Here is a 17,722-nt window from a genome sequence, read left to right on the forward strand (position 1 = left end):
CCGGTTTCGATTTGTTTAAAAAAAAATCACTTCATCCTTCGTACAATTTAGCTGTTAATTATGCCGTTAAATTTCTCGAATCAGCCAATTTTCCCTCTATAACAGCAAATTATGCCGTTATTTTCATCCCATTCTGCCTTACAGACTGCTATCCGCTGAATTAGAGGCAGAAATGCACGCTAATCGATTCAAATGCGATATATACGTCTTGTTAGCAGCATAAATTGACGTTAATTTAATCCCATTTCAGTGAGTGCCTATCGACTTCAGCAAATGCATCAATCAACTCCGTTCTTCATCCTAGATTCCAGCACAGCTCAGCTCCACTTGCCAATGTCTCCTATTCCACGCTTCTCGGAGGAGCACAGGAATCTCTGACAATTAGTTCCACAGGAAGCTTTAACGCTTCCATGCCTTCTTGAACTTTGTCGATGGTAGAGAACAGAAGATCGGCCGCCTGGCTTCCAAGCAGAACCGTATCCTGACGGATTGTCGTCAAAGCAGGTGTGACGTGTCTAGCCAGATCGATATCATCATACCCGATGACTGAGATGTCAGTCGGAACGGAAAGTCCGCTGTCTTTTGCCGCCATAACTGCCCCCAATGCCAACAAGTCACCCGAAGCAAAAACTGCGGTTGGTCGGTCCGGTAGCTGAAGAAGCTCTTTCATCGCGCTATAGCCATTCTCTAGAGAATAATACGGACCAGCCACGATATAAGAGTCGGACACTTCCAAGCCCAGCTGCTTCATTGCAGCCTTATAGCCCCGTTCTCGTTCGCTTCCCGGGAACGTGTTTACCCCTCCAGAAATATGAGCAATCTTGCGATGCCCCAAAGAAGCCAGATGATCTACCGCCAGCACCGCACCAGCCATGTTGTTGGAACATACCGTATGCGACTTTGGAGTCTCAAAATCCAGAATTACTGTAGGGATAGCGCTGTCTAGAAGCTCTTGAAAATACGGGTCCTCATAATCCGACAAGAAGACAACAACCCCATCGACACCCCGAATCCGGCAATTCTCCAAATACCCGCTCTGCTTGCCCCCGACATCCTTGGAGATAAACATTAAGGCATAACCCTTGGAGACGGCTACCTGCTTAAAGCTCTCAATGACGCTGCTGAAAAAAGGATGCCGGATACCGACTCCCGTGCTCTCGATGAACAGTACGCCGATCGTCCATGATTTCTTGGTGGTCAGTGTGCGGGCATGGGAGTTCGGAACATACCCCATTTCCTGAGCTGTCCGGATGATATCCTGGCGCGTCTTCTCCCGCACATCGGAGTAATTATTGAACGCCTTGGATACGGTTGTTGGAGAGTAACCGGTTCTTTTGGCAATATCGTATATAGTGGTCACTCCGATTCACTCCCGTCCAAATGTAAGCCCTTTCTGTTCAAAGCCATTTTAACGTCTTTCCCCACGGCCGTCCAGCACAAAAAATTTTTGCACAGAGGGCAGCAGCGTAATTGCCTGAATCAGCAGGCCTAAGCATGTATAGAAAACATGAACTAGCGATACTGCATTCATCATATAGGTCTGTACCATAATCCAGATAATTTGCCCAAATCCGATATAAAGCGACAAGGCCCATGAGCTGTGCAGCTCTGTAAAAGGATTCAGCCTATCCGCCCATTTCCACTGCGGTCTTTTGATCAGACTGTACAGGATTAACAGAGGCAAGAGACCAAACACAACAAGCAGTAGAATACCTGGGATTAAAAAATCGGGAAATATCGTTCTTTCCAGCACCGAAGATGGCATTCCCATCATTTCACCACTGGGATCAGCCAAAAGGGCCAGTCCCCCGCCTAGCGCACCCACGCCCAAAAAAGCCTGCAGAATATAAAGAAATGTTACAGTAAACGGTCTTTCTTGTCTTTGTACCATTGTGGCAGCCTCATTTCCACATCTCGAATGGGTTTCCTTCTCATAACCATAACATCGCCCTCGTGTTGATTTTACAGGTTTTCCCTCCTGCTGGCCGAGATACATATCACAACCTGATCTACGATACGAACTTTGGGGTATTCGGTGTGAATTACTGCTCTTTGCGCTATACTAAAGTTACAAGATGAAACGGCTTTGCCGTCCTTTTAGGGATGGCACCCGTTTCTTCGAGAAATATAAGGATAAGTTATCGTGTGAAGCATATAAATTCTTATATTTCAATGGAAAAACGGATTGATTTCATCATCCTAAAAAACGAGGAGATAGGAATGACGCAAATAAAGCGTTCTTCCAAAAATACTTATGACGGATACCAATCTACCTTTATCTAAACAGTGTATCTACTGCCAACAGAATAAACCGCTTTCTGAATTCCGCAGGCGTACAGGCAAACGATCCAAAGGCCAGTCACGCCGTGGGGCCTGTCGGGAATGCCGTAAACAGCGGGAAACTGCGGAGACCAAGAATCTACCTCAGATAGCGCCAATCACGCGACTCTCCGATTCCCGATCTCTGTCAGCAGCACCACAACCGATATCCGCAGCCGTTCCAACCCTCCTATCGGCAAAGAGTGCAACGGTTAAAGCCCATCAGCACTCTTTGCCGGAACGCTCCAGAGAAGGGAAGGCACTTCCCCCTTCTTCGGCAGCCAAGGCTAAAGCCCGCACGCGTGGAGCCGAACAACCACGGATTCATCCGCACCTGCGTGGCCCGAAACCGGAGCCGCAGGATACATCGGCTCTGACTCCATCTGCCAAGGGGCTGATTCTGATGCGCGGGCACAGCGATAAGGGTCGCCGGTGGCATCAGGAGATTGATTTCGAGCTTGCAGTTACTTTGGTCAACGAGCGGGCCGCCGTAGTCATCAACCGCCGTACCATCCGCCGAATCTACAGCAATAAGGATTTTCGTGCGATGATATTGACCAGAGACAACTATACCTGTCATTTTTGCGGATTATACGGAGATACTATCGACCACCTGCTGCCACGCGCCAAAGGTGGACATACTACCCCCGAGAACTGCGTCTGTGCCTGCAATCTGTGCAATCAGACCAAGGCTGACCAATATGTAGAGGAATTTATGGGCCGCTAAAGTTATTCCGTGTGACGTCACGGCAAGCATCGAATGTTAATTTATATAGACAATAAGCGCCCTACTCCCAGGCCAATTGATGTTCAAGTGAACACCAGCCTGAAACATAGAGCGCTTCTTTGTATGATTATGAACCTAATATTTTGTTGCGTTATGAATTTACTCAGCCTATCCGGTAATATTCTTCACTCGTCCAACCTGTCCATCCGTCAAGCGCACCTTGATTCCATGCGGATGCCGGGGTGAGTTCGTCAGAATATCCTTAACCGATCCGTGCGTAAGCTTGCCTGTAGGCTGGTCCTGCTTCAATACAATATCCACTTCAAGCCCAGCGCGGATATCCGCTCTTACTTGTCCGTTCATGATGTGATCTCCTTTCGTGTTACCCTTATTATTATATCAAAAGACTGCAAAGAGTTATAATGGAGCCAACTACTATAGATAAGGATGAGGACAGCTATGGCCTTCGGAATTAACAGAGACGAATTAACCCGCTGGAAAAAAGCGGTCTCTGCAGGAGAGATCGCTTTCTTGACTCATTATTGGATTGATCGGCGTTTCCCCGGCATTACTACCGTTACCAAAGTTGGCTGCAGCGACCTGGCCCGGCTGACAAGCTGGTGTGAGCACAATGGGTTACCCGCCAAATATATTCATAATCGCTCACCGTTTCCCCATTTCGATCTGATCGGCCCGCAGCAACCAGAAATTCTCCGGCGCGAAGGGTTATGGGAACAGCTGGAGCGCTTCAAAATGCTCTGATCCAATTACTTCTTGCTGCGTAGGTCCCTCATGATTTTGCGGCCGGTGGGTGTCTGCGCCAAGCCACCCCCTGCTGTCTCGCGGTGTTTCTCCGGCATCGCTGAACCTACCTCCAACATCACTTGGATTACTTCATCAGACGGAATAACACTCCGAACACCGGCTAGCGCCATATCCGCGGCGGCCAATGCGGTCACTGCACCAAATCCGTTTCTAACAATACAAGGAATCTCGACCAGCCCCCCGACCGGATCACAGATAAGACCCAGCGAATTCTTTAGCGCCAGACCCACTGCATGTACTGCTTGTGCAGGTGTTCCGCCGCGCAGTTCGGTCAGTGCACCGGCCGCCATTCCTATGGCTGAACCGACTTCGGCCTGGCAACCACCTTCTGCGCCGGATACAAAAGAATTGTTGGCAATGACATAGCCAATCGCACCAGCGGCGAACAAGCCGGATACCATATAGTCGTCACTCCAACCGAAGCGCTCCTGACAGCTGAGAAACACACCCGGAATAATCCCGCAGGAACCTGCTGTGGGCGTAGCGATAATACGGCCCATTGAGGCATTCACTTCAGATACAGCCAGCGCGTAAGCCATCGCTTGACCCGCTGATCCGCCAAGACACGGCTCATTCGCTGTGTTATATGCACCGACACGCTGAGCATCCATCCCCGTAAGTCCACTGCGTGAAGTGGTATCTTCATGCATGCCCCGATGAACTGCTTCTTTCATCACTCCATAATATTGGCTCATCGTAGCAAATTCCTGTTCACTAGGACGTCCTGATTCTGCACTTTGCTCCTCTAACATCAGGGCTCCGATGCCTAAGCTACGTTTCTCACATAATATAGCCAGCTCACTCAATGTTTGAAAATTCATGTTGTACTTTCCTTCCCTTTCTCTTCCTGTGTACCTTCATTTAGGTTAACCAGCTTTACCGACTTCACAGCAGGTAAAGCCTCTAAATCTTGGATCAGCTCCAGTGTGGCCGATTCATCCAGCTCAAGCACCGTCAAAGCTGCTCCGCTGCGATTTTTCCGATCCAAAGACATATGTCCGATATTAAAATGGCCTCTGCGCATCACATCCGTAACACTGGCCAGAACCCCTAAATAGTCCATATGGTCAATCAGAACCGTTGGATACATGCCCGTGAGCTTCACTCCAAAGCCATTGATATCCACGATCTCAATGTTGCCGCCACCGATCGATATTCCCGTCAGCGTCAACTCACTTCCCGTATCCCGACCGGTCAAATGCAGGCGAACCGTATTGGGATGGGGAAACAATCCGGTTCTCTGCCGAAAGGAAATTTCCATCCCGGCCTCAGCCGCCAGCTCTAAAGAATCGGGCAGCCGAGGGTCATCGGTGGTGAAGTCCAGCAGTCCGCCAGCTATGGCCCGATCTGTACCATGACCCTGATAGGTAGCCGAGAAAGAACCAAAGAACGTCACCTCTGCCACGCTCGGCAGCTCACCCAGTACCTGTCGGGCTGCCCTCCCGATCCGTGCAGCTCCTGCTGTATGCGAACTGGAAGGCCCGACCATTGCCGGACCAATAATTGAAAATACATCTTTAAAACGCATACTCAGGCCTCCCGCGATTAGAATTTGACTCTCCTATTATGCTTTTATATTATACTGCACAAGTTGCTGGACTTCACTGTGACATTCACTGTTATATCATCCATATTAAAATCATGTGGCATATCAGATATTATGGATGAAGCTTGCTGCAGTTACATCTATACACTGGTATCTTGGGAATACAGCTCGATTCCATCTCTGTACTGCCAACCAAGACTTTCCCAGAAGCGGCGCCCCAGCGCATTGCTCTCGATAACCATCAGATGGCATTTGGCAATGCCGTTTACCCGCAGCTTGTCCAGACATCGGGACACCAGTTCACGGCCCACCCCCACTCCCCGACTGTCACTGCTAACCGCAACATGATACATATAACCTCTGCGCCCATCATGTCCACAGAGCGCTGTCCCAGCTAGAGTACCATCCTCATGCACACAGATTTGACTAAAGCCACGATTGCGCTCCAAATAACCTACAATCTCAGCCCGTGAATCCGCTCCACTGAGCCCCATGCCCTCCGTATTCTCCCATAACCTATAGGCCGCCTCATAATCCTCCGCAACCATGTCTCTGTAAATCATTGGTTTTCCTCCACATCTACATATTTGAATATGACCTTTTACATATAGAATCCAGTTCCCCTAGCTCCAGCTCCCCTAACGCCAACAACGCCTCATAGGGATCACCATTCAGACTCAAAAGATGTGCAAAAGCTGGTTCCGTCTTCATACCACCTGATTTCAGCTCAATAATATGTTCGCGGAATTCATTGCCCAGCAGATTTAATATATGTGCTTCGACAATCATATGCAGATAGCCATTCTGCCGCCCCGTACCCTGTGGCTGAGCAAATAATTCTATAGGCCACCCACCTGCTCGGAAGTTAATCTTGCAGCGGGGTATTCCATCGACTAGTCGAGTTACAAGGCAGAAATCATCCATTTGGCCAAAAGAGCGGCGGACTGTCACCGTAAACTCCTCTTGGTCATAGACCTCGCAAATAATATCTAGATCACTACTCTCTACCTGAATTCCCAGCGGTACAGTGCCCACCAGCATCGGTTCATATTCAGCCAGTACATTCATGATATCCAACTGCTGAAGCAGAGTGTAGACCTCCCTTTGCACCGTTGAACCACGCAGCAAATAGGCAAGATTACGCCAATCCCTAATTCCCGACATGCTTACCTCCATTAATTAATAATCCCGAAATATCTACTGTCAGCTTAACGCAGGAGAATATGTATAAGTAATTATAATATAAAATAACAGTCGCGTATGTCCCTCCCAAGAGAATGCAAACTGCCCTCCACCTAGCCAAAAAGGCGAAGTAGAGGGCAGTTACTGTTGTATGGACCACAATATCCAATGATCATTTTATTAGCTATCTTGATATTTGTGTTAAGCCGCCAACGTTGTCTTCACAGGTTCCTTACGTTTGATGAAGAAGGCTAAGACCAGTGTGATAATTGCAGCTCCGGTAGTGACCATCGAAGCAACATTCATCCCATGGATTAAACTCTGCACATCGCTTGTGTGTCCCAAACTCCCTCCGCTATAGGTCGTAATGGTTACAAGCAGAGCAGTCCCGACACTTAGCGACATCCAGAATTTGTTGCTTCCTCTCTGCTGCTTGGATGTCCCTGCTTGTGTTCTTTTTCATTTGGGTGTCTTGGGACATCCGTACTCTCCCCTCTCGTATATTATGTTAGCAGACCAAAGACTCGTTAAATGAATTCGAACCCATACCCTCGAACCCAGGAATTGAAGACATTAGACGCGATAACGGCGCACCCATTTCTGGGCACACGCATAGAAATATACGGAAAGAGGGAACGCAAAGAGGAATACTAGAAACTGATGCCATGTCAACGGAAGGGATATGGTTACAAGCTGAGAACTACCGGATTCATCTCCAGTCCGGCAGTCACACCCACTCTCCTTGGAAAGGACAGCTGCTTATGAACAAAATGAATGACTACGATATCCCGTCTGTCCGGCTAACGGCTGGCTTATATGCCTTAAGTAAATTGGCCTGTGCCGGATTAACCTTTCTGCTCATTTCCCTGCTGCTGCTTGGATTTCCGCAAAGTGGCGGTATCCCGAAGGGCTGGCCTATTTCTTTACCCTATGCCATATATGCCTATGGATTACCGACTGCGCTGGTAGCTGATGCACTACTGCGCATATTGCGCTCCACTTCCCAGATCCTTGCCCTATTCATATATGCTGCTGCCGGGTTTGGTGCAGGTTTCTGGCTGGTCGCAGAGCAGGGAGGGAATTCAATCCTGTGGGGTATTGGCGGGATTGCCGGACTTTTACTGTTCCGGATAGCGCAGCTGGTGGTGGAACGTTACACTCTGCTGCTCCCCATATTCGCGCTGTTCGTGCCGCTGCTATGTCTGCTCCTGCTCTGAGCCATGGGTCAGAGCTCTTCTATAATGTCACCGGCGATTAATGACGCCGGATTATGACGTCGATAAGCAGCTCGCTCTCCAGCCAATCCGTGCAGGTATACACCAAAGGCCGCCGCTTGTGCGGCTTTTAGTCCCTGAGCCAGCAGTCCGGAAATAATGCCTGTCAGCACATCACCCGCTCCGCCAGTACCCATACCTGGATGACCGGTGGTATTTACATAGGCTTGCCCATCTGGAGTCGCAATTACAGTATGCGCTCCCTTTAGGACAAGGATAACGCCGTGCTCCTGCGCGTAGGCCAAAGCGAGGCCGATACGGTCACGCTGAACTTCAACCGTAGACCAGCCAGCGAGCCGAGCCATTTCTCCGGGGTGAGGAGTAAGAATGACTGGCTGCCTCCGGTTATTCCAGCAGCTATAATCCTGCTCAGCTAATATATTCAGAGCATCCGCATCTATAACGAGAGGACAATCCGTCTCCTCCCACAGTGTGCGAAGCCAATCGTTATCTCCCGTAAATCGGCCGAGGCCAGGACCAACGGCCATAACATCTCGCTCTGCACTTAGTTTCAGCAGTTCTGCAGCTGTTCCGGCCTCCCAAGTCCCATCCGGGCTGCTGCCCACTGGCACCAGCATCAGCTCGGGTGCTGCGCCAATCACAAAGGGCAGCAGCTTCTGCGGCAGCGCCCAAGTCACCAGACCGCAGCCGCTACGCAGCGCGGCACGAGCTGACAGCAGTCCGGCACCGCTCATGGGCATTGTGCCCGCCGCCACCAGCACATGCCCATAAGTACCCTTATGGCCTTCGGGCGACCGGCGGCGTGACAGATCCACATCCAGGCGCGTGCGCAGCACTTCCGGTGTCAGCAGGTAGGTCGTCACGCCCGCTTCCCGGGCTAGGGAAGCCGGGATGCCGATCGACCGAACTACCACATGCCCCGCTGCTGCCGCACCGGGGTATTGCAGCAGCCCGCGTTTGAGAAACGCGAGGCATACCGTCACAGACGCATGAATGCACGGCTCATGCGTCTCCCCCGTGTCTGCGTTCAGACCGCTAGGGATGTCCGCAGACACAATGGCTTTGCCGCTGCTATTCGCCGCGGCAATCAGCTCCGCATAGGCGCCGCGCGGGGCACCCGCGGCGCCGGTGCCGAGCAGCGCATCCAGGATGCCGCTGCATACGGCAAAGTCCAGCCTGTCCCGGCCGTATACTACGGCGGACAGGTCCATTGCTGCAGCGGCATCGCGCTGCAGGGCGGCCTCGCCGGTCAGCGACTCCGGCGGCACTGCATAGACCAGCGTGACGGCGATGCCGGACTCGCTGAGGTACCTTGCGGCGGCGAGGCCATCGCCGCCGTTATTGCCTTTGCCGACAAGGATCAGCCAGTGCTCGGCAGCGGCATGATCCAGAGTCAGCGCCTCATCGCCGCTGACCTTAAATCCCTTCAGCGGAGCGTCCGCTCTGCTATAATCGCCCGCTAGACTATGCCCATCTGCTACACCATGCCCGTTCGCTCCACTATACCTGTCTACTCCACTATGCCCGTTAGCTCCACTATGCCCGTTAGCTCCAATATACCTACCCGCTTCGTAGCTCCCAGCCGAAGCGGGTGCTGCGCTTCCTCTCGCCTGCCGCCGGCAGAGGGCGATGATCTCCTCTGCAATGGCCCGGCCAGCGTTCTCCATCAGCGCAATCGCCGGAATTCCCAGCCGCTCAATCGTCTCACGGTCCAATTCCCGCATTTGCTTCGCCGTCACCAAATACATGTAGTTCAGCCCCCTTCTACCATACTCACAACGCCAGCTACTCTATACCTATCGAAACAGCCCGGCAAAACGACAAAACATGCCCTTAGCCGGACTACAGATCCGTTATTCTCTTGAAGATGGCCTAATCGGAAGCAGCGGCGGACAGAGAATCCGCTATTCGTGAATACAGAGCCTTATTTCACAATTTCAGGTGCAATAACGGAATCTCAGTCCGCCCGCAATGAAAGGAGGGCTATTTCAAGAAAGTAACGTCTCCTGTGTCCGTTTACCTACCCAATCCACATCATCAATACGCAACCGTAAATCGGGTACGGCTGAAATTCCCCTCTTCCAGCTCGTCAATCATAGCTACGGCAAAATCCTCAACGCTGATGATACTATCACCGTTATCATCCAGCACGAGCCGGTCCAATCCGATGCGGAAATGTCCTGTTCGCCGCCCTGACTGAATCAAGGCAGCCGGAGTTACATACGTATAGTCGAGCTCCGAGCTTCTATAGATCTCATAGGCATCTGCATGCGCAGCGGCCAGTGGTCTAATCTCCTCAGGAAAATCCGGTGTATCCATGAGCCATTCCCCAGATTCTGTCTTGAGGCTGCCTGCACCGCCAACAATCAGTAGCCTAGCTACTCCCGCCGTTTGCAGACCTTGTACCAGAGAAGCCGCCGCAGTGAGCAGATCCAGCTCCTGCCCTTTTTCCGGCCCGTAAGCGCTAATCACCTCTCCATGCCCGCGGACCGCAGCCGCTACCGAAGCAGGGTCCAATACATCAACCGTTACGACTTGCAGACGCTCATGCTCTATGGATATAGACTCTGGTCTGCGCACCGCTGCTGTCACTTGATGTTTTCTTTTCAACGCCTCCTGTACAATCGCTTTTCCAATCGTTCCTGACGCACCTATCACTACAACATCCATCTTCTACTTCCTCACTTTCTCCGATAAGGCCATACCGCGCCTTTCAATAACCTTTAGTAGCTTCTTGTAAATTCACTCTGCCTTACAGCGATTCCCGATATTCTTCCCTCTATGGCCTTCAATCATTATTTATCCCTTCACCTAACGACGTAGGAACATCCCCTGTGATTGTGGCATAACCGGTACAAACCCATATTGCTCATACAGTTTTGCCGCTTCCCCGTCTGCAATCAAACTTACGTAAGCCTTATCAGGTACCGTATCGAGATATGCAGCAATTTCAAACATAATTGTTTTTCCGAGACCACGTCCTTGGTGGGAGGGGGTTACCGCTATATCCGTTATTTGAAAGAAACATCCCCCGTCCCCAACCACACGCCCCATACCTATAAGTTGATCTTCTTCATATAATGTGACAGCAAAAGAAGAGCGCGGCAATCCGAGCGCAGCTCCCTCCATACTCATTGCACTAAGTCCAGCGTCACGGCGCAGCTTCAAATACTGTTCAATTGAAGGTGCTTCATGGCGGATAATCAGCTTCTCCATCGTCTAGATCCCCCTGCTTCTTTCGCTCTCTTGTGCGATTCAGTGACCCTAACCAATATATACGACAGCGTTCCTCACAACAAGGGTAACCCGTGTACCACAACTTTGAAACGACAGCTCTGTTCCTGCGTATTACAACTTATGAAATAGTGGATATCAACACGGCCTTATCTATCCATTTACAATTATTCTAACAAGGATGGTGAATATAATGTCTCCTTTAGCAAAGCTCCTAAAATGGGGAACTTTCGCGTATGAAGCCTTTTTGGCGCTACCGTTTATCGGTGGGCTCTTTGTAGTCGCTAATGGTTGGACCCCGCTTGGAATTGCCTTTTTACTGCATGCTATTGCTGTTATTGTACTGCTAAGAGAACGTGGACCTTTCATCGGAAATATTCTCGGATTAGTTACTTCAATTATAGCGCTAATTCCTTTCGTTGGCTGGATTATGCACGGCATCACTGCTATTGTGCTGCTGGTAGAAGGTGTCTCCACTTCACGGCGGACCCCGCGCTATTAACAGATCAACACATCAACTTTCACCGAAAAGACCCGTTCCTCAAATTAAATTGAGGTAACGGGTCTTTTTGGGTAAACATTTTATAAGGGCAAAAGTAGCTTCTATCCTCTTCCTACAGAACGGGAATCAGTCCGCCGGCTTCCGGTCTCTCCACTATAACGTGTATTTGCATTTGGGGTTGCATTTGCATTTCCGTTCTCAAAACGTTTGCGTTCCGTTCGCTCCATCTGAACAATCTGCCCTTCATGCACCACTATATGCAATGAGCCGAATTCCATCTCATCCAGAAGTCCTGCAATCCGCTCCAACCATATCTCATCCACCTTAAGCGGTTTAGCCATTCTCCAGCCTCCCTTTCCCCGGGTCGGGATCATCTCCCGCCTAACTAAATTCCCTCATTACCCAGCTGTATACTACGAATTAACTTAGCACGGAATCAAAAGTGCTGTCAATGAGCATTTTTGCGTGAGAGCCAACTTTTAATGATCATCGTCACCAAAGCCAGCAGCAACAGTAATGAAGCTACGGCAAAAGACGCCGAAAATTGATATTCGTTATACAAAATCTCCACATGCAGCGGCAGGGTATTCGTCTCCCCACGGATATGTCCGGATACTACAGACACCGCACCGAATTCACCCATGGCCCGCGCATTACACAGAATAATACCGTACAATAGACCCCATTTAATATTAGGTAAGGTTACCCGGAAAAGGACCTGCCAACCACGTGCACCCAATGTAATGGCTGCTTCCTCTTCCTGTGTGCCCTGATCTTCCATCAGCGGTATAAGCTCGCGCGCTACAAAAGGAAAGGTCACAAAAAGTGTTGCCAATACGATTCCCGGGAGTGCAAACACAATCTTGATATCATGGGCACTCAGCCAGGGACCAAACCATCCGTGTGCGCCGAACACCAGGACAAAGATAAGTCCGCCAATGACTGGCGACACAGCAAAAGGCAGGTCAATCAGAGTGATTAGAAAACCTTTGCCGCGGAACCGAAATTTGGTCACCGCCCAAGCTGCTGTCACCCCAAAAATGGTGTTGAGTGGTACCGTGATCGCTGCAACAAGCAGTGTCAACCGTAGTGCTGACGCGGCATCCGGATCAGTCAGCGCAGCCACATATACGCCCCAGCCTTTTTTCAGTGACTCCGTAAGTACGACGATCAGCGGCAGCGCAATTAGCCAGAACAAGACCAAGCCAGCGGCGGCAATCAGCACCCATTTTACAGCAGAGGATTCCCTCGTCGCGGGCGAAGACACACTCTTCTGCGGCCTCGATATGTTGAGGGGAACTGTACCCGCCATAGTATTCCTCCTAAAAGTTTTGTTAGCATAGACCTCTTGATACTCTTCGCAAAACTACTTCGAAAGCACACGCTTAGTTTTGTAGCATAGACTTCACTTTACCGAGATGTTTTACGAGCCCAACGCTGAAGAGAATTAATAACCAGCAGCATTAGAAAAGAAATCAGAAGCAGGAGCAGCGCCACCGCTGTAGCTCCGGCATAATCGTATTGCTCCAGCTTTGACATGATGAGCAGCGGAGCAATTTCCGTACGCATCGGCATGTTGCCAGAGATAAATACAACGGAGCCAAATTCACCGATGCCACGGGCAAAAGCCAGTGCAAATCCGGTCAGCAGCGGAGGGATCAGCTCCGGCAGCACCACCGAACGAAAGGTCCGTAAGCGGCCTGCACCGAGAGTTGCAGAAGCTTCCTCCATATCTCGGTCCAGATCTTCAAGCACGGGCTGAACCGTTCGCACTACAAACGGAATGCCGATGAACATCAGAGCGAGCGTAATGCCGAGCGGTGTGAACGCCACCTTAAGTCCCAGCGGTTCCAGCCAAGACCCAATCCAGCCGTTGGTAGAGTACAACGCTGTCAGTGAGATACCCGCAACGGCTGTCGGCAGTGCAAATGGAAGATCGATCAGGGCATCGAACAATCTTTTGCCTGGAAACTCATAACGCACCAGCACCCAGGCCAACAGTAAACCCAGAAACGCATCTACAAACGCAGCCGCCGCTGCTGTAGATAAACTGACACGATAGGAAGCCAGAACCCGTGCGTCTGTCGCTACATCCCAGAACTTCACCCAACTGAGGCCCGTCGAATTAAAGAGCAGCGCGGAGAGCGGAATCAGAACAACGAGGCTCAAGTAAAGTACGCTGAAGCCCATCGTAAGTCCAAAACCAGGCAAAACCTTGCGCCGTGCTGCAGTTGTAGTGGTGACATTCATTCCTTATTCATCCTTTCTTGCCTTCGGCTTGCTTGCCGATCAGCTGCCCGGTACATAGATCTTGTCAAAGAGACCGCCATCATTAAAGTGTTTCTCCTGCGTTTCTTTCCATGTTCCGAACTTCTCTGCGAGCGTAAATAACTTGATATCCGGGAACTTATCCTTGTACTGCGCTTTAACACTTTCCAGCGTAGGACGGTAGTAGTTCTCAGCCGCAATTTTTTGCCCTTCTTCAGAATAGAGATATTTCAGATAAGCCTCGGACACCTCACGAGTTCCTCTTTTATCTACTACCTTATCTACTACAGCAACCGGCGGCTCAGCCAGAATACTCTCGGAAGGATTAATAATTTCAAATTTGTCCGGACCCAGTTCTTCTACCGACAGATAAGCTTCATTCTCCCAAGCAATCAGCACGTCGCCAATTCCCCGCTCGACAAAAGTTGTCGTCGATCCTCGTGCACCAGTATCTAGAACAGGAACATGCTTAAACAATTCTTTTACAAACTCCTGTGCCTTGGCCTCGTCATTATTGTTATGATCCAGCGCGTAACCCCACGCTGCCAGGTAATTCCAACGTGCACCGCCCGAGGTCTTTGGATTCGGAGTAATTACCTCTACGCCTTCCTTTAATAGATCCGGCCAGTCCTTGATGCCCTTCGGATTACCTTTACGTACAAGAAATACGATAGTTGAGGTATAGGGTGAGCTATTATGCTCAAATTTATTTTGCCAGCCTTCATTGATAAGACCTGCTCCCTGCAAGGCGTCGATGTCATAACCAAGCGCCAGTGTCACCACATCCGCCTCTAGTCCATCCAACACAGCCCGACTTTGTTTGCCCGATCCGCCATGAGATTGTTTAATGGTCACCTTCTGGCCAGTCTCCTGCTCCCAATGAGCAGCAAATGCCTTGTTATAGCTCTCATATAGTTCGCGGGTAGGATCATAGGAAACGTTAAGCAGTTCTACCGGATCTTTAGCTGGTGCCTTTGTCGCTTCGGCCGTGGCCGCCGCGTTACCTGAATTGGTTGCTGGTGCATCTGTTTCAGCATTTGTATTGCTATTATTATTGCTGCCGCAAGCAGTAAGCCCTACCGTTAACAGTAATGTAAAGCCAATAAGAAGCCCTTTTTTATTCCTTTTCTTCATTTCGAACCACTCCCCCATGTTATTTTAATATTTTCTCTAGCAATACCCCCGGTGAATACAATGTTAAGGTTAATAAAAAAAGAACGGAGGAAGGCCCACTTAGGGTAGGTCAAACCGGTCCCTATTGGACACGTGTCTGCTTAGCCATATTGCGGGCGTTCCTCCGTTCGTACGGTAAGAACATCTTATTTATTATTCCTACCTATTTAGTAGGTTATAAAAATATAATACTGAAACCCCTCTACCCTGTCAAACCTTTTTTTCTTAATGGACATCACTATGGTAAAACACGAGGGTACTCATTCCTGTAAAACCCTCTTGTTATTGAGGCTATAAAGTAATATTATTGCTACATCTTAAGGGGAGTAGAAATTTACCGCGAATGTCAGGGGAGTCTATGATGGGTATGGATTTAGAGTATGGACCTGCATATGGACCTGCGCCTGCTCCGCAGAGGCCACCGCTATACAGGCGCCTATTGGGGGAGATGGGACGAAGAGTCAGAGAAACGTATCGGTATGATACGGCCTTTTGGAGAACAGCACTTTCCGGTCTCTGGGTGATTGGCTTTTTGGCTTTTACGGTCTCCATTCTGGGGATACCCACCGGATTCGGAGTAGCGACCGACATCTTGCTGGCTGCAGGTGCCGGGACCATCGTGCTGGCCATAGCCGGCAATGTTGCAGCTGTTCTGCTGGCATTGACCGGACTGCGTGTTCCACGCTTATTTGCGGGTTTTTTGTTGAGCGATATGGGAACAATTCTACTAATACTATATTACGCTGATTTAGAGATTGAAGCAGCGGCTATCATTGCTGTCCTCGTGACTCTGCTAGGAGGTCTGGGCGGTCTGACGGTGGGTCTTCTGCATAGCGGAAAGGTAGCACGAGGGGTAACGGGAATCATTCTACTAGTAGCGCTGACCTTGTTCCCTCTAACTCTAGTAAACGGGGGACAAGGGAACCCTCTGCAGAAATCAGTGGCTCCAGATGTTATCCCGCTAAGCGCAGCAGATCCCGGTGCACCCGGTGATTATAACTGGCATATGTTCACCTATGCCAGCGGTAAGGATTTACATCGTACAGAATACAGTACAGGCGCAAGTCTTATCTCTTCTGAAGTGGATGCTTCTGCTTATATCAAGGATTGGTCCGAGCTACGGACCTTATTCTGGGGCTTTGGCTATAAGTCACTTCCTCTAAATGCACAGGTCTGGATGCCTGAGGGTGAAGGGCCTTATCCGCTTGTCCTGATGGTGCATGGCAATCATATAATGGAGGATTATTCTGAAGGGGGTTATGCTTATCTGGGCGAGCTGTTGGCAAGCCGTGGTTTCATTGCAGTATCTCTGGACGAGAACTTCTTAAACTATTCCGCCTGGTCCGGTATTCCAGACAATGATTTCAAAGTCCGGACCTGGATGATCCTGAAGCATTTGGAGCAAATCGCAACATTCTCGCAAGAATCCGGCAATCCTTTTTATCAAAAAATCGATTCCGCACAAACCGCTTTACTCGGCCATAGCCGCGGTGGTCAGGCGGTTGCTATGGCTGCAGATGCTGGTCGCTGGTTCAAAAGTGATCCTGTACTTGCCGCAACAGATGCCTTCCATATTACTTCAGTCATCGCTTTGGCTCCTACAGACACGGCGATAGAGGGTCAGCAAGCCCGACTCAATGATGTTAATTACCTGACACTGCAGGGTGCCCGTGATGGGGATGTACATGATTTCTACGGAGACCGGCAATATATTCGTACAACCTATTCACGCAACTCGGATGCTTTTAAGAGCTCTCTCTATATTGCCGATGCTAATCATAGCCAATTTAATAGCGATTGGGGTCTTCGGGATCAGGTACTGCCTGCTGGTCTGTTTCTTAACCGCAGTCAGATTATGGACGGCAAAGACCAGAGGCAGATCGCCAAAGTTTATGTATCCGCCTTTCTGGAGACTACACTGCATGGAAAGAACGAATATCAGGGCTTATTCCATGATTACCGCAGTGGCCTGCAGTGGCTGCCGGAGACCACCTACTATAATCGTTTCCAGAGTGGCGGTTTTCGCTCAATAGTAACCTTTGATGAGGATCGCAACAAAAATACGGCAGGGAATGGAACTGCAGAAGCAACGGGCTTACTCTGGACAGAGGAACTCGCCAAGGACCGTGAATCCAAGAGCAAAGCAACTTACGGTGTCGTGCTGGAGCGCACAGCCAATGAGAGTGAAGATGCCTTTTATCGCATTACCCTTAAGAGTGGGGTAGTCACTGAGCTAAGCTTGGCCGGTGCAGAGGGCTTAAGCTTCTCCCTGGCAAACCACGACGCTGACCGGGTAGAGGATATCCAGGAAACTCCGCTATCTCCGGATGTGGAAATTGAGCTGACAGACGAAAAGGGGAACTCTGCACGAATTCCCTTGAACGAGGTAAGGCAGATTCTACCCCTGCCGCAGACTCAGTTCACCTGGAGTCCTTGGTTAGAAGAACGGATGAGCGATGGCAAATACGGCGATCCCTCCGAGGCGATTTTCCAAACCTATGAATTGCCGTTCGAAGAGTTCCAGAAGGAAGAACCTTCACTAGACCCCGAGAAGCTGACCACCCTCACCTTCTATCTTAAAGAGAAAGGTGACAAGATCATGCTCGATGATATCGGATTCTATACTAGAGGAACTAGTGGAACCGGAACAGCACTAAAGTAAAATGCCAATATTTAAAGGGCCTCCCCTGCCGCGCTAATCCGCAACAGAG

Annotated in this window: 20 protein-coding genes; 5 read left to right on the forward strand and 15 right to left on the reverse strand. The window is 50.0% G+C overall.

Annotation, left to right across the window (positions count from 1 at the left end; all coding sequences use genetic code 11):
- Window positions 1-340: 340 nt before the first annotated feature.
- Both H1230_RS30515 and H1230_RS30520 read right to left on the reverse strand, forming a co-directional pair.
- A complete protein-coding gene (locus H1230_RS30515) occupies window positions 341-1,360 on the reverse strand; it encodes a LacI family DNA-binding transcriptional regulator (RefSeq protein WP_239713510.1) in 1,020 nt (339 codons plus the stop codon).
- A gap of 48 nt (window positions 1,361-1,408) precedes the next feature.
- Window positions 1,409-1,891, reverse strand: a complete 483-nt coding sequence (locus H1230_RS30520; RefSeq protein WP_239713511.1) for a hypothetical protein — start codon at window positions 1,889-1,891, stop codon at window positions 1,409-1,411.
- Window positions 1,892-2,254: 363 nt separating this feature from the next.
- Between H1230_RS30520 and H1230_RS30525 the strand changes: the two genes are divergently transcribed.
- Complete coding sequence (locus H1230_RS30525; protein WP_239713512.1) at window positions 2,255-3,046, forward strand: HNH endonuclease; 792 nt, start codon at window positions 2,255-2,257, stop codon at window positions 3,044-3,046.
- A 168-nt stretch (window positions 3,047-3,214) separates the two neighbouring features.
- Here the strand turns inward: H1230_RS30525 and H1230_RS30530 are convergent, their stop codons facing one another.
- Window positions 3,215-3,409 carry a YwbE family protein gene (locus H1230_RS30530; protein ID WP_154120900.1) on the reverse strand — a complete coding sequence of 65 codons (195 nt, stop codon included), beginning with the start codon at window positions 3,407-3,409 and terminating at the stop codon, window positions 3,215-3,217.
- 96 nt (window positions 3,410-3,505) lie between these two features.
- Here H1230_RS30530 and H1230_RS30535 point away from each other — a divergent pair, with 96 nt between their 5' ends.
- Window positions 3,506-3,808 (forward strand): hypothetical protein, encoded by a 303-nt coding sequence (locus tag H1230_RS30535; protein ID WP_154120899.1) that lies wholly within the window; start codon window positions 3,506-3,508, stop codon window positions 3,806-3,808.
- A 5-nt stretch (window positions 3,809-3,813) separates the two neighbouring features.
- Here H1230_RS30535 and sdaAA read toward each other — a convergent pair whose 3' ends face one another.
- The 5 genes from sdaAA to H1230_RS30560 form a co-directional block, all read right to left on the reverse strand.
- Complete coding sequence (sdaAA, locus tag H1230_RS30540) at window positions 3,814-4,692, reverse strand: L-serine ammonia-lyase, iron-sulfur-dependent, subunit alpha (RefSeq protein ID WP_239713513.1); 879 nt, start codon at window positions 4,690-4,692, stop codon at window positions 3,814-3,816.
- Window positions 4,689-5,399 (reverse strand): L-serine ammonia-lyase, iron-sulfur-dependent subunit beta, encoded by a 711-nt coding sequence (sdaAB, locus tag H1230_RS30545; RefSeq protein WP_239713514.1) that lies wholly within the window; start codon window positions 5,397-5,399, stop codon window positions 4,689-4,691. The genes sdaAA and sdaAB overlap by 4 nt, the downstream gene beginning before the upstream one ends.
- A gap of 158 nt (window positions 5,400-5,557) precedes the next feature.
- Window positions 5,558-5,980 (reverse strand): GNAT family N-acetyltransferase, encoded by a 423-nt coding sequence (locus H1230_RS30550; protein ID WP_239713515.1) that lies wholly within the window; start codon window positions 5,978-5,980, stop codon window positions 5,558-5,560.
- Window positions 5,981-5,996: 16 nt separating this feature from the next.
- Window positions 5,997-6,581, reverse strand: coding sequence for a DUF4269 domain-containing protein (locus tag H1230_RS30555; protein WP_239713516.1), 585 nt, complete (start codon window positions 6,579-6,581; stop codon window positions 5,997-5,999).
- Window positions 6,582-6,800: 219 nt separating this feature from the next.
- Entirely contained in the window at window positions 6,801-7,004 is a 204-nt protein-coding gene (locus H1230_RS30560) for a hypothetical protein (protein WP_239713517.1), read from the reverse strand.
- Window positions 7,005-7,360: 356 nt separating this feature from the next.
- On the opposite strand from H1230_RS30560, the gene H1230_RS30565 reads away from it, so the two are divergent.
- Window positions 7,361-7,816, forward strand: a complete 456-nt coding sequence (locus tag H1230_RS30565; protein ID WP_239713518.1) for a hypothetical protein — start codon at window positions 7,361-7,363, stop codon at window positions 7,814-7,816.
- A gap of 8 nt (window positions 7,817-7,824) precedes the next feature.
- Here H1230_RS30565 and H1230_RS30570 read toward each other — a convergent pair whose 3' ends face one another.
- The 3 genes from H1230_RS30570 to H1230_RS30580 form a co-directional block, all read right to left on the reverse strand.
- Window positions 7,825-9,582: an NAD(P)H-hydrate dehydratase gene (locus H1230_RS30570; protein ID WP_239713519.1), complete on the reverse strand. Its 1,758-nt coding sequence runs from the start codon at window positions 9,580-9,582 to the stop codon at window positions 7,825-7,827.
- 289 nt (window positions 9,583-9,871) lie between these two features.
- A complete protein-coding gene (locus tag H1230_RS30575) occupies window positions 9,872-10,504 on the reverse strand; it encodes an NAD(P)-dependent oxidoreductase (protein WP_239713520.1) in 633 nt (210 codons plus the stop codon).
- A gap of 141 nt (window positions 10,505-10,645) precedes the next feature.
- Window positions 10,646-11,050, reverse strand: a complete 405-nt coding sequence (locus tag H1230_RS30580) for a GNAT family N-acetyltransferase (RefSeq protein WP_239713522.1) — start codon at window positions 11,048-11,050, stop codon at window positions 10,646-10,648.
- Window positions 11,051-11,261: 211 nt separating this feature from the next.
- Between H1230_RS30580 and H1230_RS30585 the strand changes: the two genes are divergently transcribed.
- Complete coding sequence (locus H1230_RS30585) at window positions 11,262-11,570, forward strand: hypothetical protein (RefSeq protein ID WP_239713523.1); 309 nt, start codon at window positions 11,262-11,264, stop codon at window positions 11,568-11,570.
- Window positions 11,571-11,671: 101 nt separating this feature from the next.
- Here H1230_RS30585 and H1230_RS30590 read toward each other — a convergent pair whose 3' ends face one another.
- From H1230_RS30590 to H1230_RS30605, 4 genes are all read right to left on the reverse strand, one after another.
- Window positions 11,672-11,911 carry a YezD family protein gene (locus H1230_RS30590; protein WP_154120888.1) on the reverse strand — a complete coding sequence of 80 codons (240 nt, stop codon included), beginning with the start codon at window positions 11,909-11,911 and terminating at the stop codon, window positions 11,672-11,674.
- A gap of 107 nt (window positions 11,912-12,018) precedes the next feature.
- Window positions 12,019-12,882, reverse strand: coding sequence for a sulfate ABC transporter permease subunit CysW (gene cysW, locus H1230_RS30595; RefSeq protein ID WP_239713524.1), 864 nt, complete (start codon window positions 12,880-12,882; stop codon window positions 12,019-12,021).
- A 98-nt stretch (window positions 12,883-12,980) separates the two neighbouring features.
- The gene (cysT, locus tag H1230_RS30600) at window positions 12,981-13,820 is read right to left on the reverse strand and encodes a sulfate ABC transporter permease subunit CysT (RefSeq protein WP_239713525.1); all 840 of its coding nucleotides are present in this window, start codon (window positions 13,818-13,820) and stop codon (window positions 12,981-12,983) included.
- 39 nt (window positions 13,821-13,859) lie between these two features.
- Complete coding sequence (locus H1230_RS30605) at window positions 13,860-14,972, reverse strand: sulfate ABC transporter substrate-binding protein (RefSeq protein ID WP_239713526.1); 1,113 nt, start codon at window positions 14,970-14,972, stop codon at window positions 13,860-13,862.
- A gap of 406 nt (window positions 14,973-15,378) precedes the next feature.
- Between H1230_RS30605 and H1230_RS30610 the strand changes: the two genes are divergently transcribed.
- On the forward strand, window positions 15,379-17,673 hold the full coding sequence (locus H1230_RS30610; RefSeq protein ID WP_239713527.1) for an alpha/beta hydrolase family protein: 2,295 nt from the start codon (window positions 15,379-15,381) through the stop codon (window positions 17,671-17,673).
- The last annotated feature ends 49 nt before the right edge of the window (window positions 17,674-17,722 follow it).

Source organism: Paenibacillus sp. 19GGS1-52 (assembly GCF_022369515.1).
Classification (GTDB): Bacteria; Bacillota; Bacilli; order Paenibacillales; family Paenibacillaceae; genus Paenibacillus_AQ.